This window comes from Lactococcus sp. FSL W8-0209 (assembly GCF_038006585.1).
Classification (GTDB): Bacteria; Bacillota; Bacilli; order Lactobacillales; family Streptococcaceae; genus Lactococcus; species Lactococcus lactis.
Genome location: NZ_JBBOVN010000001.1, coordinates 752,217 through 775,513, shown reverse-complemented (window position 1 = coordinate 775,513; position 23,297 = coordinate 752,217). Strand labels below are relative to the sequence as shown.

20 protein-coding genes, 1 tRNA gene and 2 rRNA genes are annotated in these 23,297 nt (G+C 37.8%); 5 read left to right on the top strand and 18 right to left on the bottom strand.

From position 1 onward, the window contains the following. Positions 1-10: 10 nt before the first annotated feature. The 10 genes from MKX45_RS03900 to MKX45_RS03855 all read right to left on the bottom strand — a co-directional run bounded on the left by MKX45_RS03900 (position 11) and on the right by MKX45_RS03855 (position 10,367). A 23S ribosomal RNA gene (locus MKX45_RS03900) occupies positions 11-2,911 on the bottom strand. Positions 2,912-3,049: 138 nt separating this feature from the next. After that, positions 3,050-3,122 (bottom strand) — tRNA-Ala (locus MKX45_RS03895). A 93-nt stretch (positions 3,123-3,215) separates the two neighbouring features. Further along, positions 3,216-4,762: ribosomal RNA gene (locus MKX45_RS03890) — 16S ribosomal RNA — on the bottom strand. Together the 16S and 23S rRNA genes with 1 tRNA gene alongside form the textbook arrangement of a ribosomal RNA operon. A 411-nt stretch (positions 4,763-5,173) precedes the next feature. Continuing rightward, on the bottom strand, positions 5,174-6,457 hold the full coding sequence (gene tig / locus MKX45_RS03885) for a trigger factor (RefSeq protein ID WP_033900528.1): 1,284 nt from the start codon (positions 6,455-6,457) through the stop codon (positions 5,174-5,176). A gap of 156 nt (positions 6,458-6,613) precedes the next feature. Then, positions 6,614-6,805, bottom strand: coding sequence for a DNA-directed RNA polymerase subunit beta (locus MKX45_RS03880; RefSeq protein WP_003131739.1), 192 nt, complete (start codon positions 6,803-6,805; stop codon positions 6,614-6,616). Continuing rightward, the gene (murA, locus tag MKX45_RS03875; RefSeq protein WP_039116580.1) at positions 6,805-8,085 is read right to left on the bottom strand and encodes a UDP-N-acetylglucosamine 1-carboxyvinyltransferase; all 1,281 of its coding nucleotides are present in this window, start codon (positions 8,083-8,085) and stop codon (positions 6,805-6,807) included. Before murA ends, MKX45_RS03880 begins: the two co-directional genes overlap by 1 nt. 93 nt (positions 8,086-8,178) lie before the next feature. Beyond that, positions 8,179-8,958, bottom strand: coding sequence for an inositol monophosphatase family protein (locus MKX45_RS03870; protein ID WP_058208079.1), 780 nt, complete (start codon positions 8,956-8,958; stop codon positions 8,179-8,181). Next, a complete protein-coding gene (locus tag MKX45_RS03865; protein ID WP_003131743.1) occupies positions 8,924-9,205 on the bottom strand; it encodes a UPF0223 family protein in 282 nt (93 codons plus the stop codon). The genes MKX45_RS03870 and MKX45_RS03865 overlap by 35 nt, the downstream gene beginning before the upstream one ends. Positions 9,206-9,296: 91 nt before the next feature. Next, positions 9,297-9,683 carry a transcriptional regulator Spx gene (gene spx / locus MKX45_RS03860; RefSeq protein ID WP_010905435.1) on the bottom strand — a complete coding sequence of 129 codons (387 nt, stop codon included), beginning with the start codon at positions 9,681-9,683 and terminating at the stop codon, positions 9,297-9,299. A gap of 159 nt (positions 9,684-9,842) precedes the next feature. Next, positions 9,843-10,367: a DUF1273 domain-containing protein gene (locus MKX45_RS03855; RefSeq protein ID WP_010905434.1), complete on the bottom strand. Its 525-nt coding sequence runs from the start codon at positions 10,365-10,367 to the stop codon at positions 9,843-9,845. Positions 10,368-10,447: 80 nt separating this feature from the next. Here MKX45_RS03855 and recU point away from each other — a divergent pair, with 80 nt between their 5' ends. The 3 genes from recU (at position 10,448) to MKX45_RS03840 (ending at position 13,784) form a co-directional block, all read left to right on the top strand. Continuing rightward, entirely contained in the window at positions 10,448-11,089 is a 642-nt protein-coding gene (gene recU, locus MKX45_RS03850; RefSeq protein WP_195918553.1) for a Holliday junction resolvase RecU, read from the top strand. Between the two features lie 67 nt (positions 11,090-11,156). Continuing rightward, entirely contained in the window at positions 11,157-13,151 is a 1,995-nt protein-coding gene (locus MKX45_RS03845) for a transglycosylase domain-containing protein (RefSeq protein WP_043994558.1), read from the top strand. Beyond that, the gene (locus MKX45_RS03840; protein WP_039114691.1) at positions 13,152-13,784 is read left to right on the top strand and encodes an MBL fold metallo-hydrolase; all 633 of its coding nucleotides are present in this window, start codon (positions 13,152-13,154) and stop codon (positions 13,782-13,784) included. 38 nt (positions 13,785-13,822) lie between these two features. On the opposite strand, the gene MKX45_RS03835 is transcribed toward MKX45_RS03840, so the two are convergent. Further along, entirely contained in the window at positions 13,823-14,908 is a 1,086-nt protein-coding gene (locus MKX45_RS03835) for a LysM peptidoglycan-binding domain-containing protein (protein ID WP_340816821.1), read from the bottom strand. A gap of 217 nt (positions 14,909-15,125) precedes the next feature. Here MKX45_RS03835 and cysK point away from each other — a divergent pair, with 217 nt between their 5' ends. Both cysK and MKX45_RS03825 read left to right on the top strand, forming a co-directional pair. Then, on the top strand, positions 15,126-16,058 hold the full coding sequence (gene cysK / locus MKX45_RS03830) for a cysteine synthase A (RefSeq protein ID WP_003131750.1): 933 nt from the start codon (positions 15,126-15,128) through the stop codon (positions 16,056-16,058). Between the two features lie 208 nt (positions 16,059-16,266). After that, positions 16,267-17,916, top strand: coding sequence for a peptide ABC transporter substrate-binding protein (locus tag MKX45_RS03825; protein WP_340816820.1), 1,650 nt, complete (start codon positions 16,267-16,269; stop codon positions 17,914-17,916). 56 nt (positions 17,917-17,972) lie between these two features. Here MKX45_RS03825 and MKX45_RS03820 read toward each other — a convergent pair whose 3' ends face one another. The 7 genes from MKX45_RS03820 to MKX45_RS03790 all read right to left on the bottom strand — a co-directional run bounded on the left by MKX45_RS03820 (position 17,973) and on the right by MKX45_RS03790 (position 23,297). Continuing rightward, the gene (locus MKX45_RS03820; RefSeq protein WP_340816819.1) at positions 17,973-18,851 is read right to left on the bottom strand and encodes a C40 family peptidase; all 879 of its coding nucleotides are present in this window, start codon (positions 18,849-18,851) and stop codon (positions 17,973-17,975) included. Positions 18,852-18,957: 106 nt separating this feature from the next. Then, positions 18,958-20,103: a cysteine desulfurase family protein gene (locus MKX45_RS03815; protein ID WP_195918557.1), complete on the bottom strand. Its 1,146-nt coding sequence runs from the start codon at positions 20,101-20,103 to the stop codon at positions 18,958-18,960. A gap of 113 nt (positions 20,104-20,216) precedes the next feature. Further along, on the bottom strand, positions 20,217-20,594 hold the full coding sequence (locus MKX45_RS03810) for a hypothetical protein (protein WP_012897270.1): 378 nt from the start codon (positions 20,592-20,594) through the stop codon (positions 20,217-20,219). Further along, positions 20,591-21,049, bottom strand: coding sequence for a LytTR family DNA-binding domain-containing protein (locus MKX45_RS03805; protein WP_003131756.1), 459 nt, complete (start codon positions 21,047-21,049; stop codon positions 20,591-20,593). Before MKX45_RS03805 ends, MKX45_RS03810 begins: the two co-directional genes overlap by 4 nt. A 62-nt stretch (positions 21,050-21,111) precedes the next feature. After that, entirely contained in the window at positions 21,112-21,837 is a 726-nt protein-coding gene (locus MKX45_RS03800) for an ABC transporter permease (RefSeq protein WP_021723464.1), read from the bottom strand. Further along, positions 21,834-22,643 (bottom strand): ABC transporter ATP-binding protein, encoded by an 810-nt coding sequence (locus MKX45_RS03795; RefSeq protein ID WP_012897268.1) that lies wholly within the window; start codon positions 22,641-22,643, stop codon positions 21,834-21,836. The genes MKX45_RS03800 and MKX45_RS03795 overlap by 4 nt, the downstream gene beginning before the upstream one ends. Positions 22,644-22,736: 93 nt before the next feature. Next, entirely contained in the window at positions 22,737-23,297 is a 561-nt protein-coding gene (locus MKX45_RS03790; RefSeq protein ID WP_195918558.1) for a bifunctional transcriptional activator/DNA repair enzyme AdaA, read from the bottom strand.

The following is a 23,297-nucleotide window of genomic DNA, read 5'->3' as shown; positions in this document are numbered from 1 at the left end:
TTTGACTCTTTTGGTAAAGTCCTCGAGCGATTAGTACTGGTCCGCTCCAAGTCTCGCAACTCTTCCACTTCCAGCCTATCTACCAGATCATCTCTCTGGGCTCTTAATTCTTACGAATGGGTAATCTCATCTTGAGGTGGGCTTCGCACTTAGATGCTTTCAGCGCTTATCCCTTCCCTACATAGCTATCCAGCCGTGCTCCTGGCGGAACAACTGGTACACCAGCGGTAAGTCCATCCCGGTCCTCTCGTACTAAGGACAGATCCTCTCAAATTACCTACGCCCGCGACGGATAGGGACCGAACTGTCTCACGACGTTCTGAACCCAGCTCGCGTGCCGCTTTAATGGGCGAACAGCCCAACCCTTGGGACCGACTACAGCCCCAGGATGCGACGAGCCGACATCGAGGTGCCAAACCTCCCCGTCGATGTGAACTCTTGGGGGAGATAAGCCTGTTATCCCCAGGGTAGCTTTTATCCGTTGAGCGATGGCCCTTCCATGCGGTACCACCGGATCACTAAGTCCTAGTTTCCTACCTGCTCGAGTTGTAGCTCTCGCAGTCAAGCTGGCTTTTACCTTTACACTCTACGATTGATTTCCAACCAATCTGAGCCAACCTTTGAGCGCCTCCGTTACTCTTTAGGAGGCGACCGCCCCAGTCAAACTGTCCGTCAGACACTGTCTCCCTGGCCGATTATGCCAGCGGGTTAGAGTAACCATAAGTCAAGGGTAGTATCCCAACAACGCCTCAATAGAAACTAGCGTCCCTATTTCAATGGCTCCTACCTATCCTGTACATGACTTACAGGTACTCAATATCAAACTACAGTAAAGCTCCATGGGGTCTTTCCGTCCTGTCGCGGGTAACCTGCATCTTCACAGGTACTAAAATTTCACCGAGTCTCTCGTTGAGACAGTGCCCAAATCATTACGCCTTTCGTGCGGGTCGGAACTTACCCGACAAGGAATTTCGCTACCTTAGGACCGTTATAGTTACGGCCGCCGTTTACTGGGGCTTCAATTCATACCTTCGACTTACGTCTAAGCACTCCTCTTAACCTTCCAGCACCGGGCAGGCGTCACCCCCTATACATCACCTTGCGGTTTAGCAGAGAGCTGTGTTTTTGATAAACAGTTGCTTGGGCCTATTCACTGCGGCTGGCTTTTACACCAGCACCCCTTCTCCCGAAGTTACGGGGCTATTTTGCCGAGTTCCTTAACGAGAGTTCTCTCGATCACCTGAGGCTACTCGCCTCGACTACCTGTGTCGGTTTGCGGTACGGGTAGATATGACTTTACGCTAGAAGCTTTTCTTGGCAGTGTGACATCAGAGAGTTCGCAACCGTAGTTGCTTCCCCATCACAGCTCAATGTTAAAGAGAAATGCATTTGACACATCTCACACCTCACTGCTTAGACCAGAATCCATTAACTGGCATCTCTTAGCCTACTGCGTCCCTCCATCACGATCATATCTAGTACTGGAATATCAACCAGTTGTCCATCGACTACGCCTTTCGGCCTCGCCTTAGGTCCCGACTAACCCAGGGCGGACGAGCCTTCCCCTGGAAACCTTAGTCTTACGGTGGATAAGATTCTCACTTATCTTGCGCTACTCATACCGGCATTCTCACTTCTTAACGCTCCAGCACTCCTCACGGTATACCTTCATCGCGGTTAAGAACGCTCTCCTACCATTGATAAAATATCAATCCAAAGCTTCGGTAATATGTTTAGCCCCGGTACATTTTCGGCGCAGGGTCACTCGACTAGTGAGCTATTACGCACTCTTTGAATGATAGCTGCTTCTGAGCTAACATCCTAGTTGTCTATGCAACCCCACATCCTTTTCCACTTAACATATATTTTGGGACCTTAGCTGTTGGTCTGGGCTGTTTCCCTTTCGACTACGGATCTTAGCACTCGCAGTCTGACTGCCGAACATGTGTATTAGCATTCGGAGTTTATCTGAGATTGGTAATCCTAGACGGACCCCTCACCCAAACAGTGCTCTACCTCCAATACACTTACATTTCGACGCTAGCCCTAAAGCTATTTCGGAGAGAACCAGCTATCTCCCAGTTCGTTTGGAATTTCTCCGCTATCCACAAGTCATCCAAACACTTTTCAACGTGTCCTGGTTCGGGCCTCCAGTGCGTCTTACCACACCTTCACCCTGCTCATGGATAGGTCACTAGGTTTCGGGTCTACATCATGATACTAAGTCGCCCTATTCAGACTCGGTTTCCCTACGGCTCCGTCTCTTCAACTTAACCTCGCATCATAACGTAACTCGCCGGTTCATTCTACAAAAGGCACGCTCTCACCCATTAACGGGCTCGAACTTCTTGTAGGCACACGGTTTCAGGTGCTATTTCACTCCCCTCTCGGGGTTCTTTTCACCTTTCCCTCACGGTACTGGTTCACTATCGGTCACTAAGGAGTATTTAGGGTTGGGAGATGGTCCTCCCGGATTCAAACTGGATTTCGCGTGTCCAGCCCTACTCAGGATACTGCTAGGTATAAGCGCTATTTCGTCTACGGGATTATTACCCTCTTTGATTAACCTTCCCAGGTTATTCGACTATAATGCTTAAGTCCACGTTGCAGTCCTACAACCCCAAGAAGCAAGCTTCTTGGTTTGCCCTTCTTCGCGTTCGCTCGCCGCTACTTACGAAATCGTTTTTACTTTCTCTTCCTGCAGGTACTTAGATGTTTCAGTTCTCTGCGTTACCTTTACATGAGCTATGTATTCACTCATGAATAACTGCTAGTAGCAGCTGGGTTTCCCCATTCGGAGACCTAGGGATCAATGCGTACTTACTGCTCCCCCTAGAATATCGTCGTTAGTCACGTCCTTCATCGGCTCTTAGTGCCAAGGCATCCACCGTGCGCCCTTATTAACTTTGCCATGATGATTTATAATCATCGTTTTTCAAGTATAAGTTTGTAAATTCTTTAAAATTCACAGCTTTTGGTTTATTTATCGTTATTAGATATTGTTATTTAGTTTTCAATGTTCAAGTGATTTTAACGTCTTGTCTGACAATGGAGCCTAGCGGGATCGAACCGCTGACCTCCTGCGTGCAAAGCAGGCGCTCTCCCAGCTGAGCTAAGGCCCCACAATCAAGAAGTTGATTCTTGCTTAGGTTTATGACTAAACCCCTCAAAACTGAATAAAGTTGAATGCTCACGTCTTTGTATATATTCCTTAGAAAGGAGGTGATCCAGCCGCACCTTCCGATACGGCTACCTTGTTACGACTTCACCCCAGTCATCGGTCTTACCTTAGGAAGCGCCCTCCTTGCGGTTAGGCAACCTACTTCGGGTACTCCCAACTCCCGTGGTGTGACGGGCGGTGTGTACAAGGCCCGGGAACGTATTCACCGCGGCGTGCTGATCCGCGATTACTAGCGATTCCGACTTCATGTAGGCGAGTTGCAGCCTACAATCCGAACTGAGAATGGTTTTAAGAGATTAGCTAAACATCACTGTCTCGCGACTCGTTGTACCATCCATTGTAGCACGTGTGTAGCCCAGGTCATAAGGGGCATGATGATTTGACGTCATCCCCACCTTCCTCCGGTTTATCACCGGCAGTCTCGTTAGAGTGCCCAACTTAATGATGGCAACTAACAATAGGGGTTGCGCTCGTTGCGGGACTTAACCCAACATCTCACGACACGAGCTGACGACAACCATGCACCACCTGTATCCCGTGTCCCGAAGGAACTTCCTATCTCTAGGAATAGCACGAGTATGTCAAGACCTGGTAAGGTTCTTCGCGTTGCTTCGAATTAAACCACATGCTCCACCGCTTGTGCGGGCCCCCGTCAATTCCTTTGAGTTTCAACCTTGCGGTCGTACTCCCCAGGCGGAGTGCTTATTGCGTTAGCTGCGATACAGAGAACTTATAGCTCCCTACATCTAGCACTCATCGTTTACGGCGTGGACTACCAGGGTATCTAATCCTGTTTGCTCCCCACGCTTTCGAGCCTCAGTGTCAGTTACAGGCCAGAGAGCCGCTTTCGCCACCGGTGTTCCTCCATATATCTACGCATTTCACCGCTACACATGGAATTCCACTCTCCTCTCCTGCACTCAAGTCTACCAGTTTCCAATGCATACAATGGTTGAGCCACTGCCTTTTACACCAGACTTAATAAACCACCTGCGCTCGCTTTACGCCCAATAAATCCGGACAACGCTCGGGACCTACGTATTACCGCGGCTGCTGGCACGTAGTTAGCCGTCCCTTTCTGGGTAGTTACCGTCACTTGATGAGCTTTCCACTCTCACCAACGTTCTTCTCTACCAACAGAGTTTTACGATCCGAAAACCTTCTTCACTCACGCGGCGTTGCTCGGTCAGACTTTCGTCCATTGCCGAAGATTCCCTACTGCTGCCTCCCGTAGGAGTTTGGGCCGTGTCTCAGTCCCAATGTGGCCGATCACCCTCTCAGGTCGGCTATGTATCATCGCCTTGGTGAGCCTTTACCTCACCAACTAGCTAATACAACGCGGGATCATCTTTGAGTGATGCAATTGCATCTTTCAAACTTAAAACTTGTGTTTAAAGTTTTTATGCGGTATTAGCATTCGTTTCCAAATGTTGTCCCCCGCTCAAAGGCAGATTCCCCACGCGTTACTCACCCGTTCGCTGCTCATCCAGTTGGTACAAGTACCAACCTTCAGCGCTCAACTTGCATGTATTAGGCACGCCGCCAGCGTTCGTCCTGAGCCAGGATCAAACTCTCAAATAAAGTATTTAAGTCACCGAAGTGACTGGCTTGTCTTTCATTATTGATTGACAGATTTTTGATGTATCTTACTACATCACATGAGTCATTCTTCTTTATTCAGTTTTCAATGGTCTAGCTTATCGCTTCAAGACCCTCGTCTCTTGCGACAACTATTATATTCTATCAAACCTACCTAAACTTGTCAAGAATTAACTGTGACTTTTATACCTTTTTTTATCTTACATCCGGAAAATCCCACGGTTGTCATGTTTTATCATGTATACTTTTTATAACTTATACTCATAATTGGATCGATTTTTCACTTATTATGATAAATCCATGAACTAAATCTCACTCAAAATTCGAATTAATAATAAAAAAATAAGTACCAGTAGTTACTGACACTTATTTTTTTATCATTATTATATGAAATTATTTTACTTTTGCTGTTGTTGCAATAACTTCTACTGCTTTTTTCATTGCAATATCATGTTTAAGCATATCAACCGGAAGAAGTTTTTCAACTTGTTCAACAGGCATGTTGTATTGACCAGCAAGATCTTCAATTTCTGCTTTAACTTCTTCATCTGAAGTTGTAAAGTTTTCAGCAGCAGCAATTGCTTCGATTACCAAGTTTGTACGCACGCGTTTGTCAGCGTCTGCTTCATATTGTTTATGAAGATCATCTTCAGAAGTTCCAGTAATTTGGAAGTACATTTCTGGAGAGATTCCTTGTTGTTGCATTCCACCAAGAAATTCGTTCATAGCGCGATGAACTTCTTCGTGAATCATTTCTTCTGGAATTTCTTTGATTTCAGCATTGGCAACAGCAGCTTCGATTGCAGCAGTTTCTACAGCATCATCATAAGCTTCTGCTTTTGATTCTTCAAGTTCTTTACGGAATTTAGCTTTAAGCTCATCCAAAGTTTCAACTTCTTCGTCAATATCTTTAGCAAGTTCATCATCAAGTTCTGGTAATTCTTTTGCTTTTACTTCATTAACAGTTGTAACAAAGAGTGCTTCTTTACCAGCAAGTTCTTCAGCTTGATAGTTTTCTGGGAATGTAACTTTAACTTCTACAGTTTCACCAGCTTTAGTTCCAACAAGTTGTTCTTCAAATCCTGGAATGAATTGACCTGAACCAAGTTCAAGACTGTGATTAGAACCTTTTCCACCTTCAAATTCAACACCATCAACTGAACCAACGAAGTCAATAACAACAGTATCACCATTTTCAGCAGCAGTTTCTTTTACTACAAGTTCAGCTAAATTGTTTTGAGAGTTAGTCAAGCGTGTTTCAACTTCTTCGTCAGAAACTTCTTTTGTTGCTTCTACTTCAACTGTAAGGTCTTTATAGTCACCAAGTGAAACTGTTGGTTTTACAACAACTTCTGCAGTCAATTCCCAGTCAGAACCTTTTTCCATTTTTGCAACATCAATTTTTGGTTGTGCAACTGGTTCGATACCAGCTTCTTTTACAGCTGCATCATAAGCAGTTGGAAGAACAGCGTTTAAAGCTTCTTCAAAAAGTGCTTCTTCACCGTACATTTTATTAAACATTTGACGGCTGATTTTACCTTTACGGAAACCAGGAACGCTAATGTTAGCTTTTACTTTATTAAAGGCTTTGTCAAGCCCAGTTTTAATTGTTTCTTGGTCAATTGAAAATGAGAGTGTACCTTTAGTATCACTAGTTTTTTCAAAACTTACAGTCATTTTTTTCTCCTTATTTTGAGCCTGAGCTCAGAAATTCATACCTTTCAAGAATAGCATAAAATCCGCTATATTTCAAGAAAGACTAGCTTTTTTGACTTATAAAATGTAATTTCTTAACAAAATAAAAGGCCTGATTCTTCCGAATCAAGTCTTTTATTATTTTGCAGGGCTAAGTTTATCCATAACTTCTTTCCATAAGTTATGGTTGAAAACGTTGGAAGGATTTCCTCCACCTAGAAAACCATAACCAACCATAAGTCCTAAAACGGCGGCAAGAACTAGTAGAACTATAACAAAAATAATAATAGAGAGTCTTAGTCCTAAAAATTTTATGGTTTTCTTAAACATTAGCCTTCTCCGTCTTCGTCTTCTACACGAATAATATTAGCTCCCAGAGCTTTTAATTTTTCATGGAATTTATAGTAGCCTCGGTCTAAATGACTTAATCTTCTAACAGTTGTTTGCCCTTTGGCAACCAATCCCAAAAGAATCAATGCGGCACTTGCACGTAAATCTGTTGATTTTACCGCAGCACCTTGTAAATTTGAATTTCCTTGAATAAGCGCTGTATTTCTAGTAATGTCAACTTCCAATCCCATACGACGCATTTCTTCCAAATGTTGGAAACGATTTTCAAATACTGTCTCTACCATCACTGATTCTCCCACGGCAATGGCCTGAGCAGCTGTCATTTGTGATTGCATATCTGTAGGAAATCCTGGGTGTGGTAAAGTCTTAACGCTTGTTGCTTTTAGTTTTTCAGGCCCAACAACTCGAAGTCCAGATTCTTCTTGGGTAAAATTAACACCCATTTCGCTAAGTTTTGAAATCAATGGACGGTTATGTTCAGCAATCGCGTCTTTGATTAAAACATCACCTTGTGTCATTGCGGCCGCAACCATGAAAGTTCCTGCTTCAATTCGGTCTTGAACAACTGAATGGTTTGCCCCATGCATTTTTTCAACACCTTTAATAATAATTGTATCTGTTCCGGCCCCCTTAACATTTGCTCCCATTTTATTTAGGAGGTTTGCTAAGTCAACAATTTCTGGTTCACGTGCTGCATTTTCAAGTGTCGTTGTCCCGTCAGCTAGTGTCGCAGCAAGAATAAGATTTTGAGTAGCTCCTACTGATGGAAAGTCAAGATAAATATGAGCTCCTTTTAATTTATCAGCCTTAGCTTCAATATAACCAGCATTTTGAGTGATTGTTGCTCCCATTTGTTCAAAACCGCGTAAATGTAAATCAATTGGTCGAGATCCAATGGAACATCCACCTGGCATTGATACACGTGCTTGTCCGTTGCGGGCTAAGATTGGTCCCATAACAACGATTGAGGCACGCATTTTGCTGACATACTCATATGGTGCAGTTGTTTTTATTTCTGAATTTGATTTAGCAATAATTTTCTTTGCTTCTTGGTCAAAGCTAATCGCAGTTCCAAGATGATTTACCAAATTATTCATCATAAAAACGTCGCTTAAAATAGGGACATTAGTAAGTACAACTTCATCCTCACTAGCGAGTAATGTTGCTGCAAGAAGAGGAAGAACAGCGTTCTTTGCTCCTTCAATTTCAACTTCACCTTGAAGTTTTGTTTGCCCACCTTTTACAATTATTTTATCCATCATTTAAATCCTATTTTTCCTCTAAATTTTATTTTATATTTTTAGATTATAACACAAAAGTACCTTCCATTTTTCTGAAATATTTCACTCTGTTTATTTTTTGATGTATTTTTGTATTTCAGAAATTAAGTATGAGGGGGCAGTGAATACTCGCTCTCTACAGTTAAAATGGGGACTTTCACCCGATATGTTCAATGTAACATAGCCAATTCTTTCAGCAATAATACTTCCGGCTGCATAATCCCAAGGTTGAAGATTACTGAAATAGCCAATTATCTTTCCTTCCAGAAGCTGACCATAGCTGATACCTGCACTGCCAATGATACGAACCCCTAAAGTTTGATGGCTTAAATCTAACAAGCCTCCACTATTAGATCTATACATGTAACTATTCACTCCAAGTAAACTTTGAGCCAAAGGTCTTTCTTTGAGTTCCAATTCTTTTTGATTACAAAAGGCTTTGTGGCTATCACACCAATAAAGTTTATCCTTCATTACATCTAGTATCAGACCAAATTTACCAACACCATACTCATAATAAGCAAGCATCACGGCAAAATTATCTTTTTGAACAATAAAATTTGTTGTTCCATCAATGGGGTCTAAGACCCAGAGATGCGGAATTTCTGAATCGAACTTTATTTTTTCTTCGTCTTCTTCGGCTAAAATTTTATCTTCCGGGAAATGATGGAGAATATTGGCTACTATTTGTTCTTGGACTTCTTTGTCAAAATTTGTCACTAAGTCATCATAGCGAGTCTTTTCAGTAATTTCCAACGGAGCAGCTATATTTTCTTTTAAGAAATTTCCAGCATCTCTTACCCAATCTTTAGCTAATTCAAGCCTTGTCAGCACTGACAAATCGTTTTCCACTAGCTTTTACCTCCTTGACTGCATGATAAAGTGAGTAACCACTGCTTAGTTCAAAATCACGTCCAAGCTGTTTTTCTTGCATTTTTGAGGGAACAATCTTTTTGAAAGCATTATAGGATTCTAAAAAAACTTCTTTTTCAACTTTGCTTTCATAAAATTTTTCAACTTGATTGAAAAAAGAGAGCACTTCTGTCATTTCAGTAGTACTCCAACTTAAATCAAGAGGATAATTATAATTTTCTTTCATGTTTCTCCTGCCCGTTCAGGCTAAAAAATCTATAAAATTCAGCAAAAATTTACTGACAGAATTGTTGTCAGTAAATTTTGCTGCCTAAATCTTAATCTATTGTACTTAACATTTCTGCTCGACGATATTCACGTGGCAAAAATGCACGAATTTCATCCTCGTTAAAGCCAATTTGTAGGTGTTTTGAGTCAGTAATAATTGGACGTCTTAATAGATTTGGAAATTCTGTTACCAAGTCTAATAATTCATTAATAGTCAAATTATCAACATCCACAGCCAATTTTTGAAAAACTTTTGACCGTGTCGAAATAATATCTTCTGTTCCATTTTCCGTTTTCGTCAAGATATGACGCAAATCGTTTGTTGTCATCGGTTGTGTCAAAATGTTGTGCTCTACAAAGGGAACCTTATGGCTTTGCAACCAAGCGCGCGCTTTACGGCAACTGGTACATGATGGCGACAAATATAAATCAATCACAGTCCTATTTCCCATCCTTTTAAAATTATCAGTAAGTTTATTTTTCTCCTCATTGGATAAAAACTAATTTACATCTGCTAAGTATTATATCAAAATTAATATCGCAAAAAAAGTGACGTTATGATTTTTAGTAATTATTTTCTTCTAAAAATTACGAAATCACTCATTCATTTCTTCAAAAGTTTCTTGTAAATCTTCAAAATCAAGCAAATAAACTTCATAATTAGTGTTTTGTTTCATTTTTTCAACCATATATTTTAATTTTGTCTCATTTTCTTCATCGTAAAAAACAAAAGCTCCCTCGGTATTTTCCAGTATAAAATCATTGTACTGGCGGAATTGGCTTGGACTTTCATAAGTTTCAAAAGCATATTTCACAAAATCTACTTGCTTGAAAGCTGCCAACTTAACTTGATTACTTTCGTTCCAATTTTGGCCATGTGTTTCAAAAGAAAAAATTGTCCCAATTTGAAAGTCATAATCTGTCTGAAGTTCCTTTGCTACTTCCAACGCCCAGTATTCAAAACCCAAATTACCTGTAAAAATAATCCAACGAAGGCCTTCCTCCAAAAAATTAATTAATTTTCTTCTAATTGTTTTTTTTATTATTGATACTTTTATGTCTTTTTCATTGAAAATACCTAGGTCAAAACTTGTATAACCCATGATTAGTAGTGAATTCATAAATATTTTCCCCTTGTAAAATTTATGTTATAATAGACATTATATAACTAACTGAGAATTTTATAAAGGTAGAAAACAGAATGGTTAATTATCCTAATGGAAGGTCGCGAGCTTACAGCACTGTTCCTAAGAAAAAAAAATCACTGACAGAGCTGTCAGTAACTAAAAAAAGCACCTCAAAAACCAAAGGGATGGTTGCCTTCGGGAAGCGGGGAATGAATTTTGAAGCTGAAATTAATGCAACAAATGAGTATTATCTTTCTCGTGGACTTGCAGTTATTCACAAAAAGCCAACACCAATTCAAATCGTTAAAGTAGATTATCCACAAAGGAGTCGTGCAAAAATTACAGAAGCTTACTTCAGGCAAGCATCTACTACTGACTACTCTGGAGTCTATAAAGGTCACTACATCGACTTTGAAGCAAAGGAAACACAGCAAAAAACTGTTTTCCCTCTAAAAAATTTCCATGAGCATCAAATTGTTCACATGAGTAATGTTCTCGCTCAAGGGGGAATTGCTTTTGTCCTCTTGCACTTTGCAAGGTTAAATGAAACATATCTTCTTCCATCTTCGTTTTTGATTACTTTTTATTACGAAAAAGGCGGTTTGAAGTCAATTCCGCTTTCTCATATTCGCGAAAATGGCTATAAAATTGAAACGAACCACATTCCTAGAATTCCTTATCTAGAAATTGTGAATAAACTTTGTGAGGTACAGTAAAATTTCTACTAAATCTAAGAAAAATAAACAAAAAAAACGTACGAAACGCGGTTCCGCCAAATCTAAAATGTGGACGGCAGTAAAATTATTTTTAATTGCTTTCTTTTCTTTAATTATCCTAGCCTTAGCCGCTGGGGGCGCCGTTTTCGTTTATTATGCTAAGGATGCACCTGCACTCACTTTGGACAAACTTGAATCTAAACCTTCTACTAAAGTTTATGACTCTAGCGAAAAAGTGGTGGCAACTTTAGGAGCTGAACAAAGAAATCTGGTTAAAACTGATAATATTCCAGTAATGTTGGTTAATGCGGTTACTTCTATTGAAGACCATCGTTTCTTCAATACTCGTGGAATTGACCCCATTCGGATTGCTGGGGCTTTTGTTAATAATTTAAAAGGTGGTTCTTTAAACGGTGGTTCTACGCTTGACATGCAGCTCATTAAGCTTTCATTCTTCTCAACCGATGAATCAGACCAAACTTTGAGTGTTAAAATTCAAGAAGCTTGGATGGCCTTAAAATTAGACCAAAAATGGACTAAGGAGCAAATTTTTACAGCTTATGTTAATAAGGTTAATATGGCAAATGGTTATTATGGAATGGGAACCGCTTCCCAAGCCTATTATGGTAAAGATTTAACTCAGCTTTCAATCGCTCAACTTGCCCTACTTGCAGGAATGCCTCAAGCTCCTAATACTTACAATCCATATACTAATCCTACTTCTGCTAAATGGCGCCGAGATATGGTTATCCGTGCAATGCGTCGCTATGATAAAATTACAGCGGAAGAAGAAAAGAAAGCACTGGCTACCCCAATTGATGATGGACTTCAACCTTTAAAACAAAGTGTAACTATTCCAAGTTATGCTGATAATTTCCTCAAACAGGCAATTGCTCAAGCTAAAACTTTGGCTGGAGATGATATTTTGACTGAGGGAGCTAAAATTTATACTACTCTTGATACAACAGCCCAACAAAATCTATATAATATTGTTAACACTGGCAACTATATCACTTATCCAGATGATACAATGCAAGTTGCTTCAACTGTTACTGATGTCAAAACAGGTGCTGTAATTGCACAAATTGGTGGTCGTAATCAACCAAGCAATGTTACTTTTGGCTTTAACCAAGCCGTGCAAACAGACCGAGATTGGGGTTCGACCATGAAGCCAATTGTCGACTACGGTCCAGCTTTTGAAAATAATATTTATACTTCAACTAATAATTATGTTTCCGATTCCCCAACTACTTATCCAAATGGAACGCCTTTAAAAAACTGGGATAATACTTATTTTGGTTCAATGACTGTCAAAAGTGCCTTAGCACTTTCACGTAACATCCCAGCTGTTAAAACTTTAATCAATGTTGGACTAGATAATTCTAGCAAATTTGTTAATGGTCTAGGAATTACTTTAGATCCTCTGGAATACTCTAATGCTATCTCTAGTAACTCTAAAAATGGTGGAGCAAGTTCTGAAAAAATGGCTGCTGCTTATGCTGCCTTCTCAAATGGTGGGATTTACACTAAACCTTATTATGTTTCCAAAGTTGTCTTCCCCGATGGTCGTACAGTTGAATACAAACCGGTCCGCTCACGAGCAATGCAAGCCTCAACCGCTTATATCATGACCAATATTCTTCAAAGTGTTTTAACATTGCCACTTTCTGAATCTGTTGGTTCTTACGCTGCTGTTCCCGGCTTGGCAGCCGCTGGTAAAACTGGTACATCTAACTATACAGATAGTGAAATGGATCAAATCACTGAGAAATACGGTTCCCTTCCAGGTATGGTTTCTCCAGACGAAAACTTTGTTGGTTATACTCCTCAGTATTCAATGGCTGTTTGGACCGGTTATTCAAATCGAATGACGCCAATTTATGGTACAAGTACTCAGATTGCAACCAAAGTTTTCTCATCTATGATGACTCAACTTACTCCTGATCCTTCATCTGTTGCGACATGGACAATGCCTGAGGGTGTTAGTCAAGAAGGAACTGCTCTTGTTAAAACAGATAGTTCTGGTCAAACAATAAGTCAATCCTCCGCTAATGGTAGTTAAATGAAAATTGAAAAAATCGTTAATAAAATTGCTCAAGAGAATACATATCTCCTGAGCAATTCTACTTCACATCTCATTATTGATCCTGGAAGTGATTCGTCAGCACTTCTTGAACGTCTTAAAATTACTGACAAAACAATCTCCGCTATTTTACTGACACACGCTCATTTCGACCACATTATAGGGCTGAATGAACTAAGGAAACATTTTCCTGATGTTCCTATCTACCTTCATTCAGCTGAAAAAGAATGGATGAAAAATCCTAAATTAAATGCATCACTCTTTTTCCTAGGAACTGCTGTGACTGGCCCTGAAGCTGATTATTTTTATGAAATTAATCAGTTTTACGATATTGATGCTTTCAAGTTTCAAGTGCTCGAAACGCCGGGACATTCTATTGGTGGAGTAAGTCTGCTTTTTACATTGGAAAATGAGTCTTTTGTATTTAGTGGAGATGCACTTTTTAAGAATGCTATAGGACGCTGGGATTTACCTACTGGAAATCAAGCGCAACTTTTAAAATCAATTCGTGAGCAGCTCTTCACACTTGATGAAAATACTCAAGTCTTTCCTGGTCATGGTCCCAAAACGAGTATTGGTACTGAAAAACAAAATAATCCTTTTTTCCAATAAAAAAAAGTTACTGATTCTATTGTCAGTGACTTTTTTATTTAAATTCTAATTGTTTGTCCTGGATGAATCATGTCATTAATTCCAAATCCATTGAGGGCTGCTAATTGGTCAGCTGTCATACCATTTGCTGTGGCAATTGAATAAATGCTATCACCATTTTGAATTGTATAACTGTTTGAAGTCGTTGTGTTTGAAGTTGTTGCACTAGTACCTACAGTTACTTGCAATACTTGTCCTACTTGAAGCATTGAATTAACATCATAAATTCCATTGGCTGACATCAGTGATGAAACAGTCATTCCATATCGTTCCGCAATCGAATATAAACTATCTCCCGATTTGACGGTATAAGTAGAACTTGACGATACATTGGAAGTTGTATTGGTACTTGTTGTAGTTGCGCTAGCACCAGCAACTTGCAAAACTTCTCCTACATGAATATCGTTCGCATTTTCTAAACTATTTGCTGACACAAGTGCATCAACAGTTGTACCATATTGAGCAGCGATTGCTGATAATGAATCTTCCTCTTGTACTTTGTATGTGCCAGCTGAATTTGTTGAGGCTGATGAACTAGTTGTAACAGCAGTTCCTCCTGATATTTCTCCTCCTTGGTCATAAACACTTAAACCAAGTTCAGAAATCACGCTATTCAATTTAGAAGCATAAGTTGGATCTGTGGCATAACGTCCTTCAAGCCAAGCTGTCGCATCTAGGTAAGAACTTGTATTTTCACGCCAAGCCCCAGAATAATATGATGAAGCACGTAACATTTTAGCTTGGGCAACACATGCGTCATAAACTGAGCTATAAGCTTGGAAGGGTTCAACAACATTTGTCATTGTTCCATTCAAATACTCTTGTGTTGGTAGATAAACAGGTGTACCAGAAGTGTATTTAACTCCAAAAATATTATTATAATTGCTTGCTAAGGCACTTTGTCCACCACTTGATTCTAAAATCCCTTGGGCAATCATTACTGATGGATAAAGTCCGTAGTCATTTGCCACTGGTACCGCAGCGTTAATAATTTCTTGAACAGATGCAGCTTGTGCTTTAATCCCACCAAGACTTGCCAAAGCAACAATTGACGCACCAAGCGCTAATTTATGTTTCTGTTTCATCGAGTCTCCTCTTTAATATTAGATAATTTTTTGACTAAAATATGCCAATTGTATTTTTATTGTTACTTACTAGTATAAAAATTTTCTGGCGATTTGTAAAGTCTTTTCTTTATTATTTTTTAAATTTCACATCATAAATTTTTTTTAGAGCCATGATTATAATATTAGGAGGCAAATCTTTTTATTTGAGCTATAATAAAGTAAAAGGAGCGAAAAAATGACTAAAATTTATGATAACATTACTGAATTAATCGGACAAACTCCAATTGTTAAACTTCAACATGTTCCAGCAGAGAGTGCTGATGTCTATGTCAAACTTGAAGCTTTCAATCCTGGTGGTTCTGTGAAAGATCGGATTGCCCTTGCAATGATTCGGGCGGCTGAGGCCGATGGACGTTTAAAACCTGGTGGAACAATCGTTGAACCGACTTCTGGAAATACAGGAATTGGACTCGCCTTCGTTGGCTCTGCTTTGGGTTACAAAGTTGTCATTGTCATGCCAGAGTCATTCTCACTTGAACGTCGCAAATTGATTCAAGCTTACGGGGCTCAATTAGTTTTAACACCCGCTAGTGGTGGAATGAAAGCTGCAATTGCTAAGGCAAAAGAACTCTCAGAAACAGAAGGTTATTTTCTTGCCATGCAATTTGAAAATCCCGCAAATCCTGAAATTCATGAAAAAACAACAGGAGCTGAGATTATTGATGCTTTTGGGCCAACTGGACTTGATGCCTTTGTGGCAGGTGCAGGGACTGGTGGAACGATAACAGGAGTTTCGCATGCCCTCAAAAAAGCAAATCCAACTATCAAAACTTATGTTGTCGAAGCTGATGAATCTGCTATTCTCTCGGGTGAGGCTGCTGGCCCACATAAAATCCAAGGTATTTCTGCTGGTTTTATTCCTGGGAATCTTGACACTAAATCTTATGATGAAATCATTCGGGTCAAAGGAGATGATGCCATTTTAACGGCTCGTCATCTTGGAGGAAAAGAAGGATTTTTAGTTGGAATTTCTTCGGGCGCAGCCATTTATGCTGCCCTTGAAGTAGCTAAAAAATTAGGTAAGGGTAAAAAAGTGTTAGCGATTGCTCCTGATAATGGAGAACGCTACTTATCAACGGCTCTTTATGATTTTGAGTCTGAAAAATAAATAATTTTCACTGACAGAAAGTAAAAAAGTTACTGACAGAAATTTGAGAAGATAAATCAGCTAAAAAGGTTGACAAAATTTTCTGATTTTCCTGTCAGTATTTTTATCTAAAATCCAAACAACATATTTTTATATTTCACTATTTTAGGGTAAAGTTATTTTGGAGCGCTTTGCTCTTGGAAAATTTTAATAAGGAAAAAACAATTTCATGAATAAATCAAAAATTTTTGCTTTCTCTGCAATTTCACTTTCTGCTGCCCTTTTACTGACAGCTTGTGGAAATTCTGTCAGTAAATCTGAAGATTCCGCTCAGGAAGCCAAATACAGCTTTGCAAGCAATATTTTAACCCTTGACACTAGCATGGCTGCTGACGTCAATTCCATTGATGTTCTTCTCAATGTTGATGCTGGACTTGTCCGTTGGAATCCCAAAGCGCAAGTTGTCAACGATTTGGCAAAATCAATTGACATTTCAAAAGATGGCAAAACTTATAATGTAACTTTGCGTGACGGTTTAAAGTGGTCAAACGGTGCTAAATTAAGAGCTGCTGATTTTGTTTATGGTTGGCAAAGAACCGTTGACCCAAAAACTGGTTCACAATACGCATATGCCTTAACACCTGTTGCTAATGCCAGCGAAATAATGACTGGCAAAAAACCAGTTGATACCCTTGGAATTAAAGCTGAATCTGATACGAAATTAGTCATCACTTTAGCAACACCTACTCCTTACTTCAATAAATTGCTGACACTTCCAGCTTATTATCCCGTCAATGAAGCTTTCGTTAAAAAAATGGGAAATAAATATGGAACAAGTTCAGACACCAGTCTTTATAATGGTGCTTTCAAATTTGTCAAAGGAAAAAATAATTGGACTGGTTCAAATGAAACTTTTTCAATTGTAAAAAATGATCAATTCTATGACGCCAAAAATGTTAAGCTTTCTGGAGCAACTTATCAAATTGTAAATAATCCTAACACCGCTGTTAATCTTTTCAAATCTGGAAAACTTGATGTCGCTAATTTGGCCACTCCGGAATTAGTTTCTGCAAATAAGAAAAATAAAGATTATAAAGCACTAACTTCACCAAGAATTGATGTTTTAGAATACAATCAATCTGGTAAAGTTCCCGAACTTTCAAACTTAAAAATTCGTCAAGCTTTAAACTTAGCAACAAATAGAAAAAACTTGTTAGAAATTGCGGCGCCAAGTTTTTCAATTACGAATACAGTGACTCCTAAAAAATTAGATCAAGCACCAAATGGAGAAGATTTCGCAACTTACGCTGCCCAACCTTATAAATATGATGCCACAAAAGCCGCTGAACTTTTTAAAGAAGGTCTAAAAGAATTAGGAAAAACATCAATTACTCTTGAACTTGAAGGAGCAAATGACAATTCCTTTGCCAAGGCAGAGGTTGACTATCTTAAAGGCAATCTCGAAAAAGATTTACCAGGTTTAACCATTAATGAGAAACTCGTTTCTTCAGCTCAACGTCAAAAAGATGCTCAAAATAATAATTTCCAAATTCTGCTGACAAGTTGGGGTGCAGATTACAATGAACCCTCTGATTTCTTGATGAATTTTGTATCAGGAAGTACAATGAATCATGGATTAGTCAAAAACCCTAACTTTGATAAAGCCTATCAAGCAGCGACTACAGCTCCTGACGTTCTGTCAGCTGATAAACGTTATGCTCATTATAAAGATGCTGAGAATGCACTATATGAGGCCGCTAATGTCAATCCCTTAGCCACTGAATCTGTTTCTTTATTATTAAATCCAAAACTTAAAGGAATTTCAACTTATAACTCAGCCATGATTTTTGATTTACGTCATGCTGAAATCGCTAAATAATAAAAAAATTTACTGACAAATTTTTGTCAGTAATTTTTTTATTCTGTCAGTAAATTTTAAACTTCACGACGAACATGTCCTGGCTCAAAAAGTTGTCCCCAAGTCATTGTCCCTAAAACTTTCTTATTGATGACCTGATTTAAACGACTAATGCTCACTCCATCAGTACTTGTTGAGTCATGTAGAATAAATCCTCCGCCAAGATAGATAGCCGCATGTTGCTCATCCTCACTTGCATCGTCAGCTGTAATTAATAAATCACCACGCGCCTTATCTGACCAATCTTCAGCCTCGCCAGTTTGAGCTAGCAAGGAGGCTGAAGCCGCAAATTGATAAACCAAAGATTGACCGCCTAACCGGAACATTTGAGCAATAAAACTCGAACAATCAAATTCATTAGCAGCTACTGAATCATCGGTGCGCCCTCCACCATAAACATATGGACTTTTCCCAACCAGTTTCATTCCTGATGAAATTGTTTTTTCAATCACTGAATTATCAGAGTTCAATTGGCTGGCCACCGCTTCATAAGCTTTAACCACATCATCTTTACCCGTCTTTTTTGTGAAATAGTAATAATAACCATTAATTTTTTGTAATCCATAAACCATTTTCCCCGTTTGTGGACTGAAATAAACCGTTCCACCATCCAAAGTCATCAAACCTGTCTTCATCACACCTGTTGTTGAATCAAAATAATAATTATTCCCATTAATTTTTTGAAGACCCGTTAATTTTTTTGACCCAGAGTAAGCATAAGTCTCATTTGATTTATTAACCAATTTAATCGTTGAAGCCTGAACATCTTTACTATGATATATTTTAAAGCCAACAAAGAAAATTAGAAATGCTAATAAAGCTAGAATAAGTACTTTCCCTTGTTTACTCATTTTTTTAGAGCCATTTTTTTTATAATCTCTTGTTCTTTTTTCCATATCTAGTTATACCACTCCAAGTTTAATGATAACTTAATAAGAACAATTTAAGATTTGGATAAGAAAAGTGATTTGAAATTATCTTCAAATCACTTTTATAAAATATTTAACCACTTACTTTTTCTAATTCTTGATAAATTTGTCGAAAAACAGTCAAAAATTGTTCAACTTCAGCCATATTATTTGTTGAATCAAGAGAAATCCTGACCGCACTTGTTGCTAATTTTGAAGGGACATTCATCGCAACTAAAGTTCCAGCCGCCGCATTTTTCTTTGAAGAACAAGCTGAGGTTGTCGAAATATAGATTTCATGTTGTTCAAAAGCGTGAACAACAACCTCACCTCTAACCCCACGAATCCCAAAGGTCAAAATGTTAGGAGCAAAATTCTCCACTTTACTAAAAACATGAACTTTTCGATGCTTTTCTAACTCTTCTAAAATCACCTGCTTCATTGCTCGTACTTTTTGACGTTTAAAGTCATCATCATCTAAAGCTAAACGAAGGGCTCTAGAAGTCGCAGCAATTCCAGCTAAATTTTCTGTAGTCGAACGCCAATTATGCTCTTGACCTCCCCCATGTAAAAGCGGAGTCAGTCTTTTCCCTTTTTTTGCAACAACAATTCCCACACCACGTGGCCCATGAAATTTATGAGCAGATAAAACCGCAAAATCTACCCGCTCTGTCAACCAAGCCTCTAATGGAATTTTACCAATGGCCTGTACTGCATCTACATGAAAAGAAATTGTTGGCTTATCAGCAAGTAGGTCAGAAATTTCACCAATCGGTTGAATGGTTCCGACCTCATTATTGACTGCCATGATTGAAACTAAAATCGTTTCATCTCTAATCAATTTTTCAAGCTCAGAAACAATAACAAAACCATCCCCATCAACAGGTGCAAAATCAACTTCAAAACCTTGCGTTTTTAACCATTCTGCTGTATTTTTTACAGCTGGATGCTCTACATTAGAAACAATGATGTGATTACCATAAGGACGCTTTTCAAAAGCGACACCTTTTAAAATCCAATTATCTCCTTCAGTCCCTCCACTTGTAAAAAATATTTCTTGTGAATCGACTCCCAACAGTTCAGCAATTTGTCGTCTAGAAGCCTCTAATAATCTCGTCGCTGTTGTCCCCAAACCATGTAGACTTGACGGATTTCCCATAATTTTTGTTGCAACATCTGTATAAGTTCGTAAAACCATTGGATTAACTGCTGTCGTAGCAGAATTATCAAAATATATCATTTTTTATCCTTAATATTTAAAAATCAATCTTATTTTAACACAAAAAATACCGAAAAGTTTGACTAAAATATAAGAATGATGATTAAATTACCATAAAAAACTTTTGGCATTCGCTATTTCTGTCTATTAAATCTTTTGACAATTTTCCGATTTCTGACGATTGAATAAAGATATACCAAAATAAAAATGAGCAACCAAGTAATAGTAAAACTCCAAATATGATGTTGCCACGAGCTATCAAAAAGCCAAGTATTAACTAATAAGTAACCCCAAGCCAGCAAATAACTTGCTAAAGCTTGACTAACAAATTCAAGCAAGGCAATTGTGACATATTCATCTATCAATTTAGACATGGCCCCCTGAACAAAACCATAAACAAGAATTAGAGTCATTGATTCAAAATCAATTTCTCCACCAAAATACAAAGTAAGCAAGACTCCACATACTATAGCAATGAAGGCACCTTTGAGTCCCGAAATTACATATTTCATTTTTTAGCTCCTTCTTCTAACTTCTTGTTGATATTTGCCAAGTATCTACGACTGACAGGCAACTTTTCATCTCCGAGATAAAGCAATACTCCGTATACAAAGTCTGTTTCCAAGCGCCTTATTTGTTCAAAATTAACCAGAGTATTTCTTGATATTTTAATAAAATTCAAAGCCAATTTTTTCTCATAAAAATAGAGAGGAGATCTTACTCTTATCACTCCATCCGTCATATGGAAATCTAGATAATTTTTTTCTGATTTTAAATATAAAATTTCTCTGATATTAACAATCTCAAAACCTTTATTTGTTGCCAAATAGAGTTTTTCGTTATCTATAGAAGACAAATCTTCTAAATGATATTCTTTTACAATAGCCGAAAATTCTTCTTGCCTTCGAGCAACAATGACAATTTCCGCTTCTTCTATATTAGGGTCAATTTGTTTTTTTAATTTCACTTTTTCATTATATAAATAAATACTCACTTAAACAATTATTTAACTAACAAAAGCTAAAGTATTTATGCCTTTCTTCGATAAACTAATAGGGCTAAGAGACAAATCAATCCGACACTTAAAGATATTCTTGACCAATTTGGAACGACTGTATAGTTGGAAGTTAATGTATGGTTTAAATCAGAAAGTAACTGAGTGAGGAAAAAATTGTCAGCAATCTTACGAATTCCTCCTGAAAGTTGTGCTAACGGAATCATCATTCCTGAAAAGAAGAAGGAAAGAAACATCAGAGGCATAGCAATCGCACTTGCTGTTGCCGTGTTTTTAGCAAGAAGTCCAATAATCATTGCTAATAAACAAAATGGAATTGAATATAAATAAAGTTTTAGATAAAAAAGAATTAATAAACTCAACTTAGGAAACTCATAATCATAAGCATAATGAGCAACTACTAGAATAACAAGCGTTGAGCAAAAGATAATAATCATAAAACTAACAATTTGTGCAATAATATAAAATAATTTTTTTATTCCTCTTTGGACAAATAATTGATAAATTTTTCTAGACTGATAGTCAGCAATTTGTACTGACAGTGAAGTCAAACTAGCTGATAGAACACTGTATAATAATATTGATGCAATATTATTTTCAATATAATGTGGTATGCTTTTTCCAAAACTTGATGAAAAAGCAAACATTAAAAATAAGGGAAAGATAAATACAAAGAAAATTTGTGAAGGATTCCGATAGCGTAAACGTAGTTCAAATGTAAAATATTTTAGAAATTTCATGATAATAGTTCCTCCAAGTTGATACGGTAAGTCATTTGATATAAAACAAGTTCTTTATTGAATTTAATGATGGCTTGTTCAGCCAATTCCTTTGGTAATTTGTACTGTTTTTCTTTTAGTTTATAGGCTTCAAATTCTGGAACTTCTACTAAAAATTCAACAAAAGAAAATTCTTCTTGAATTAAATCTGATTTTTGTAAATCTGCAATAATTTTTCCATCTTTAAGAATGATAAATCGGTCGCATAATTGCAATGCTTCTTCTAAATAATGGGTTACCAAAAGTAAAGTTGAATTTTTTACTTTCAAATTTGAAGATAAAAATTTAAAAAGCTCTCCTCTGCTCTCACTGTCAAGACCCGTTGTAATTTCATCCAAAAAGAAATATTCAGGACTATTTTGTAGTGCAGATACCAAAAAGAGTTTTTGTTTTTGACCACCAGATAAATTTGAAAATCTTTGCTTTAAATAGGATTCCATTTTAAATTCTTTGACCAGTTTTAAGCCATATTCTTTAGATTGTTCATCATTTGAAAACAAAGCTAAAACTTCACTGACTAAAGCATCAGGAGGTAAGGTCATATTTTGCATGATATAACCAGTATTATTGGAAGTCGGTTTCATTTTGCCATATTCAATTTTTCCTGAAGAAGCCTTGACATTTCCATTAATAATATTCATTAATGTTGATTTTCCCGCACCATTATTACCTAATAAAGCAACCTTATCACCAGCTTTTAATTCAAAACTGATATCATTTAGCACTTGATTGTTACCATAGGATTTTTTTATATTTTTTATTTTCATATTGCTATTTTAACTCAATCTATCAAAAGTACTGACCAAAAGTCTGGGATAAATTAAGCAATTTTAGGGATAAAAAAATAAGAGTTTTTTCTCCTATTTTTTGGAATTTATATTATAAGCTTTACGGTATTGATTGGGAGCAAGTCCATAGCGCTTTTTAAAAGATTTTATAAAATAAGGAGTATTCATCATTCCAACGTCACGCGCAATTTCAGAGATTGCTTCATTTCCTTTAAGCAATCGTATTCTTGCTTGCTCAAGTCTTATTCTTGTTAGTTCTTGCTGTGGAGTTAGCCCTTTTATTTTTTTATAAATATGCCGAAGATAAGACGAAGAACCATGAAGTCTTTGTCCAAGATCCTCAAGACTTAAGTCCTCATCATAATGATTTTTTAAAAGTAAATCAATCTCTTCTACCCAAACCTCATTTGGTACAATTTTATCCATTGGTCGACATCTTTTGCAAGGACGATAACCTTCTTCTAAGGCTTGCTCGGCTGCTTGAAAAATACTTACATTCTCTCTTTTTGGTAGTCTAGAGACGCAGGAAGGTCGACAAAATATTTTAGTTGTTGCTACGCCATACCATAATTTATTATCAAAGTTTTTATCATTATTTTTAATGATTTCCCAAGTTTCGTCAGTAATTTCCAA

Excerpts from the sequence above, each read along its gene's own strand:
- tig (WP_033900528.1), bottom strand. The coding sequence starts at position 6,457 with ATGACTGTAAGTTTTGAAAAAACTAGTGATACTAAAGGTACACTCTCA.
- MKX45_RS03880 (WP_003131739.1), bottom strand. The coding sequence starts at position 6,805 with ATGTTTAAGAAAACCATAAAATTTTTAGGACTAAGACTCTCTATTATT.
- murA (WP_039116580.1), bottom strand. The coding sequence starts at position 8,085 with ATGGATAAAATAATTGTAAAAGGTGGGCAAACAAAACTTCAAGGTGAA.
- MKX45_RS03865 (WP_003131743.1), bottom strand. The coding sequence starts at position 9,205 with ATGAAAGAAAATTATAATTATCCTCTTGATTTAAGTTGGAGTACTACT.
- MKX45_RS03855 (WP_010905434.1), bottom strand. The coding sequence starts at position 10,367 with ATGAATTCACTACTAATCATGGGTTATACAAGTTTTGACCTAGGTATT.
- recU (WP_195918553.1), top strand. The coding sequence starts at position 10,448 with ATGGTTAATTATCCTAATGGAAGGTCGCGAGCTTACAGCACTGTTCCT.
- MKX45_RS03845 (WP_043994558.1), top strand. The coding sequence starts at position 11,157 with ATGTGGACGGCAGTAAAATTATTTTTAATTGCTTTCTTTTCTTTAATT.
- MKX45_RS03840 (WP_039114691.1), top strand. The coding sequence starts at position 13,152 with ATGAAAATTGAAAAAATCGTTAATAAAATTGCTCAAGAGAATACATAT.
- MKX45_RS03835 (WP_340816821.1), bottom strand. The coding sequence starts at position 14,908 with ATGAAACAGAAACATAAATTAGCGCTTGGTGCGTCAATTGTTGCTTTG.
- cysK (WP_003131750.1), top strand. The coding sequence starts at position 15,126 with ATGACTAAAATTTATGATAACATTACTGAATTAATCGGACAAACTCCA.
- MKX45_RS03825 (WP_340816820.1), top strand. The coding sequence starts at position 16,267 with ATGAATAAATCAAAAATTTTTGCTTTCTCTGCAATTTCACTTTCTGCT.
- MKX45_RS03820 (WP_340816819.1), bottom strand. The coding sequence starts at position 18,851 with ATGGAAAAAAGAACAAGAGATTATAAAAAAAATGGCTCTAAAAAAATG.
- MKX45_RS03815 (WP_195918557.1), bottom strand. The coding sequence starts at position 20,103 with ATGATATATTTTGATAATTCTGCTACGACAGCAGTTAATCCAATGGTT.
- MKX45_RS03810 (WP_012897270.1), bottom strand. The coding sequence starts at position 20,594 with ATGAAATATGTAATTTCGGGACTCAAAGGTGCCTTCATTGCTATAGTA.
- MKX45_RS03800 (WP_021723464.1), bottom strand. The coding sequence starts at position 21,837 with ATGAAATTTCTAAAATATTTTACATTTGAACTACGTTTACGCTATCGG.
- MKX45_RS03795 (WP_012897268.1), bottom strand. The coding sequence starts at position 22,643 with ATGAAAATAAAAAATATAAAAAAATCCTATGGTAACAATCAAGTGCTA.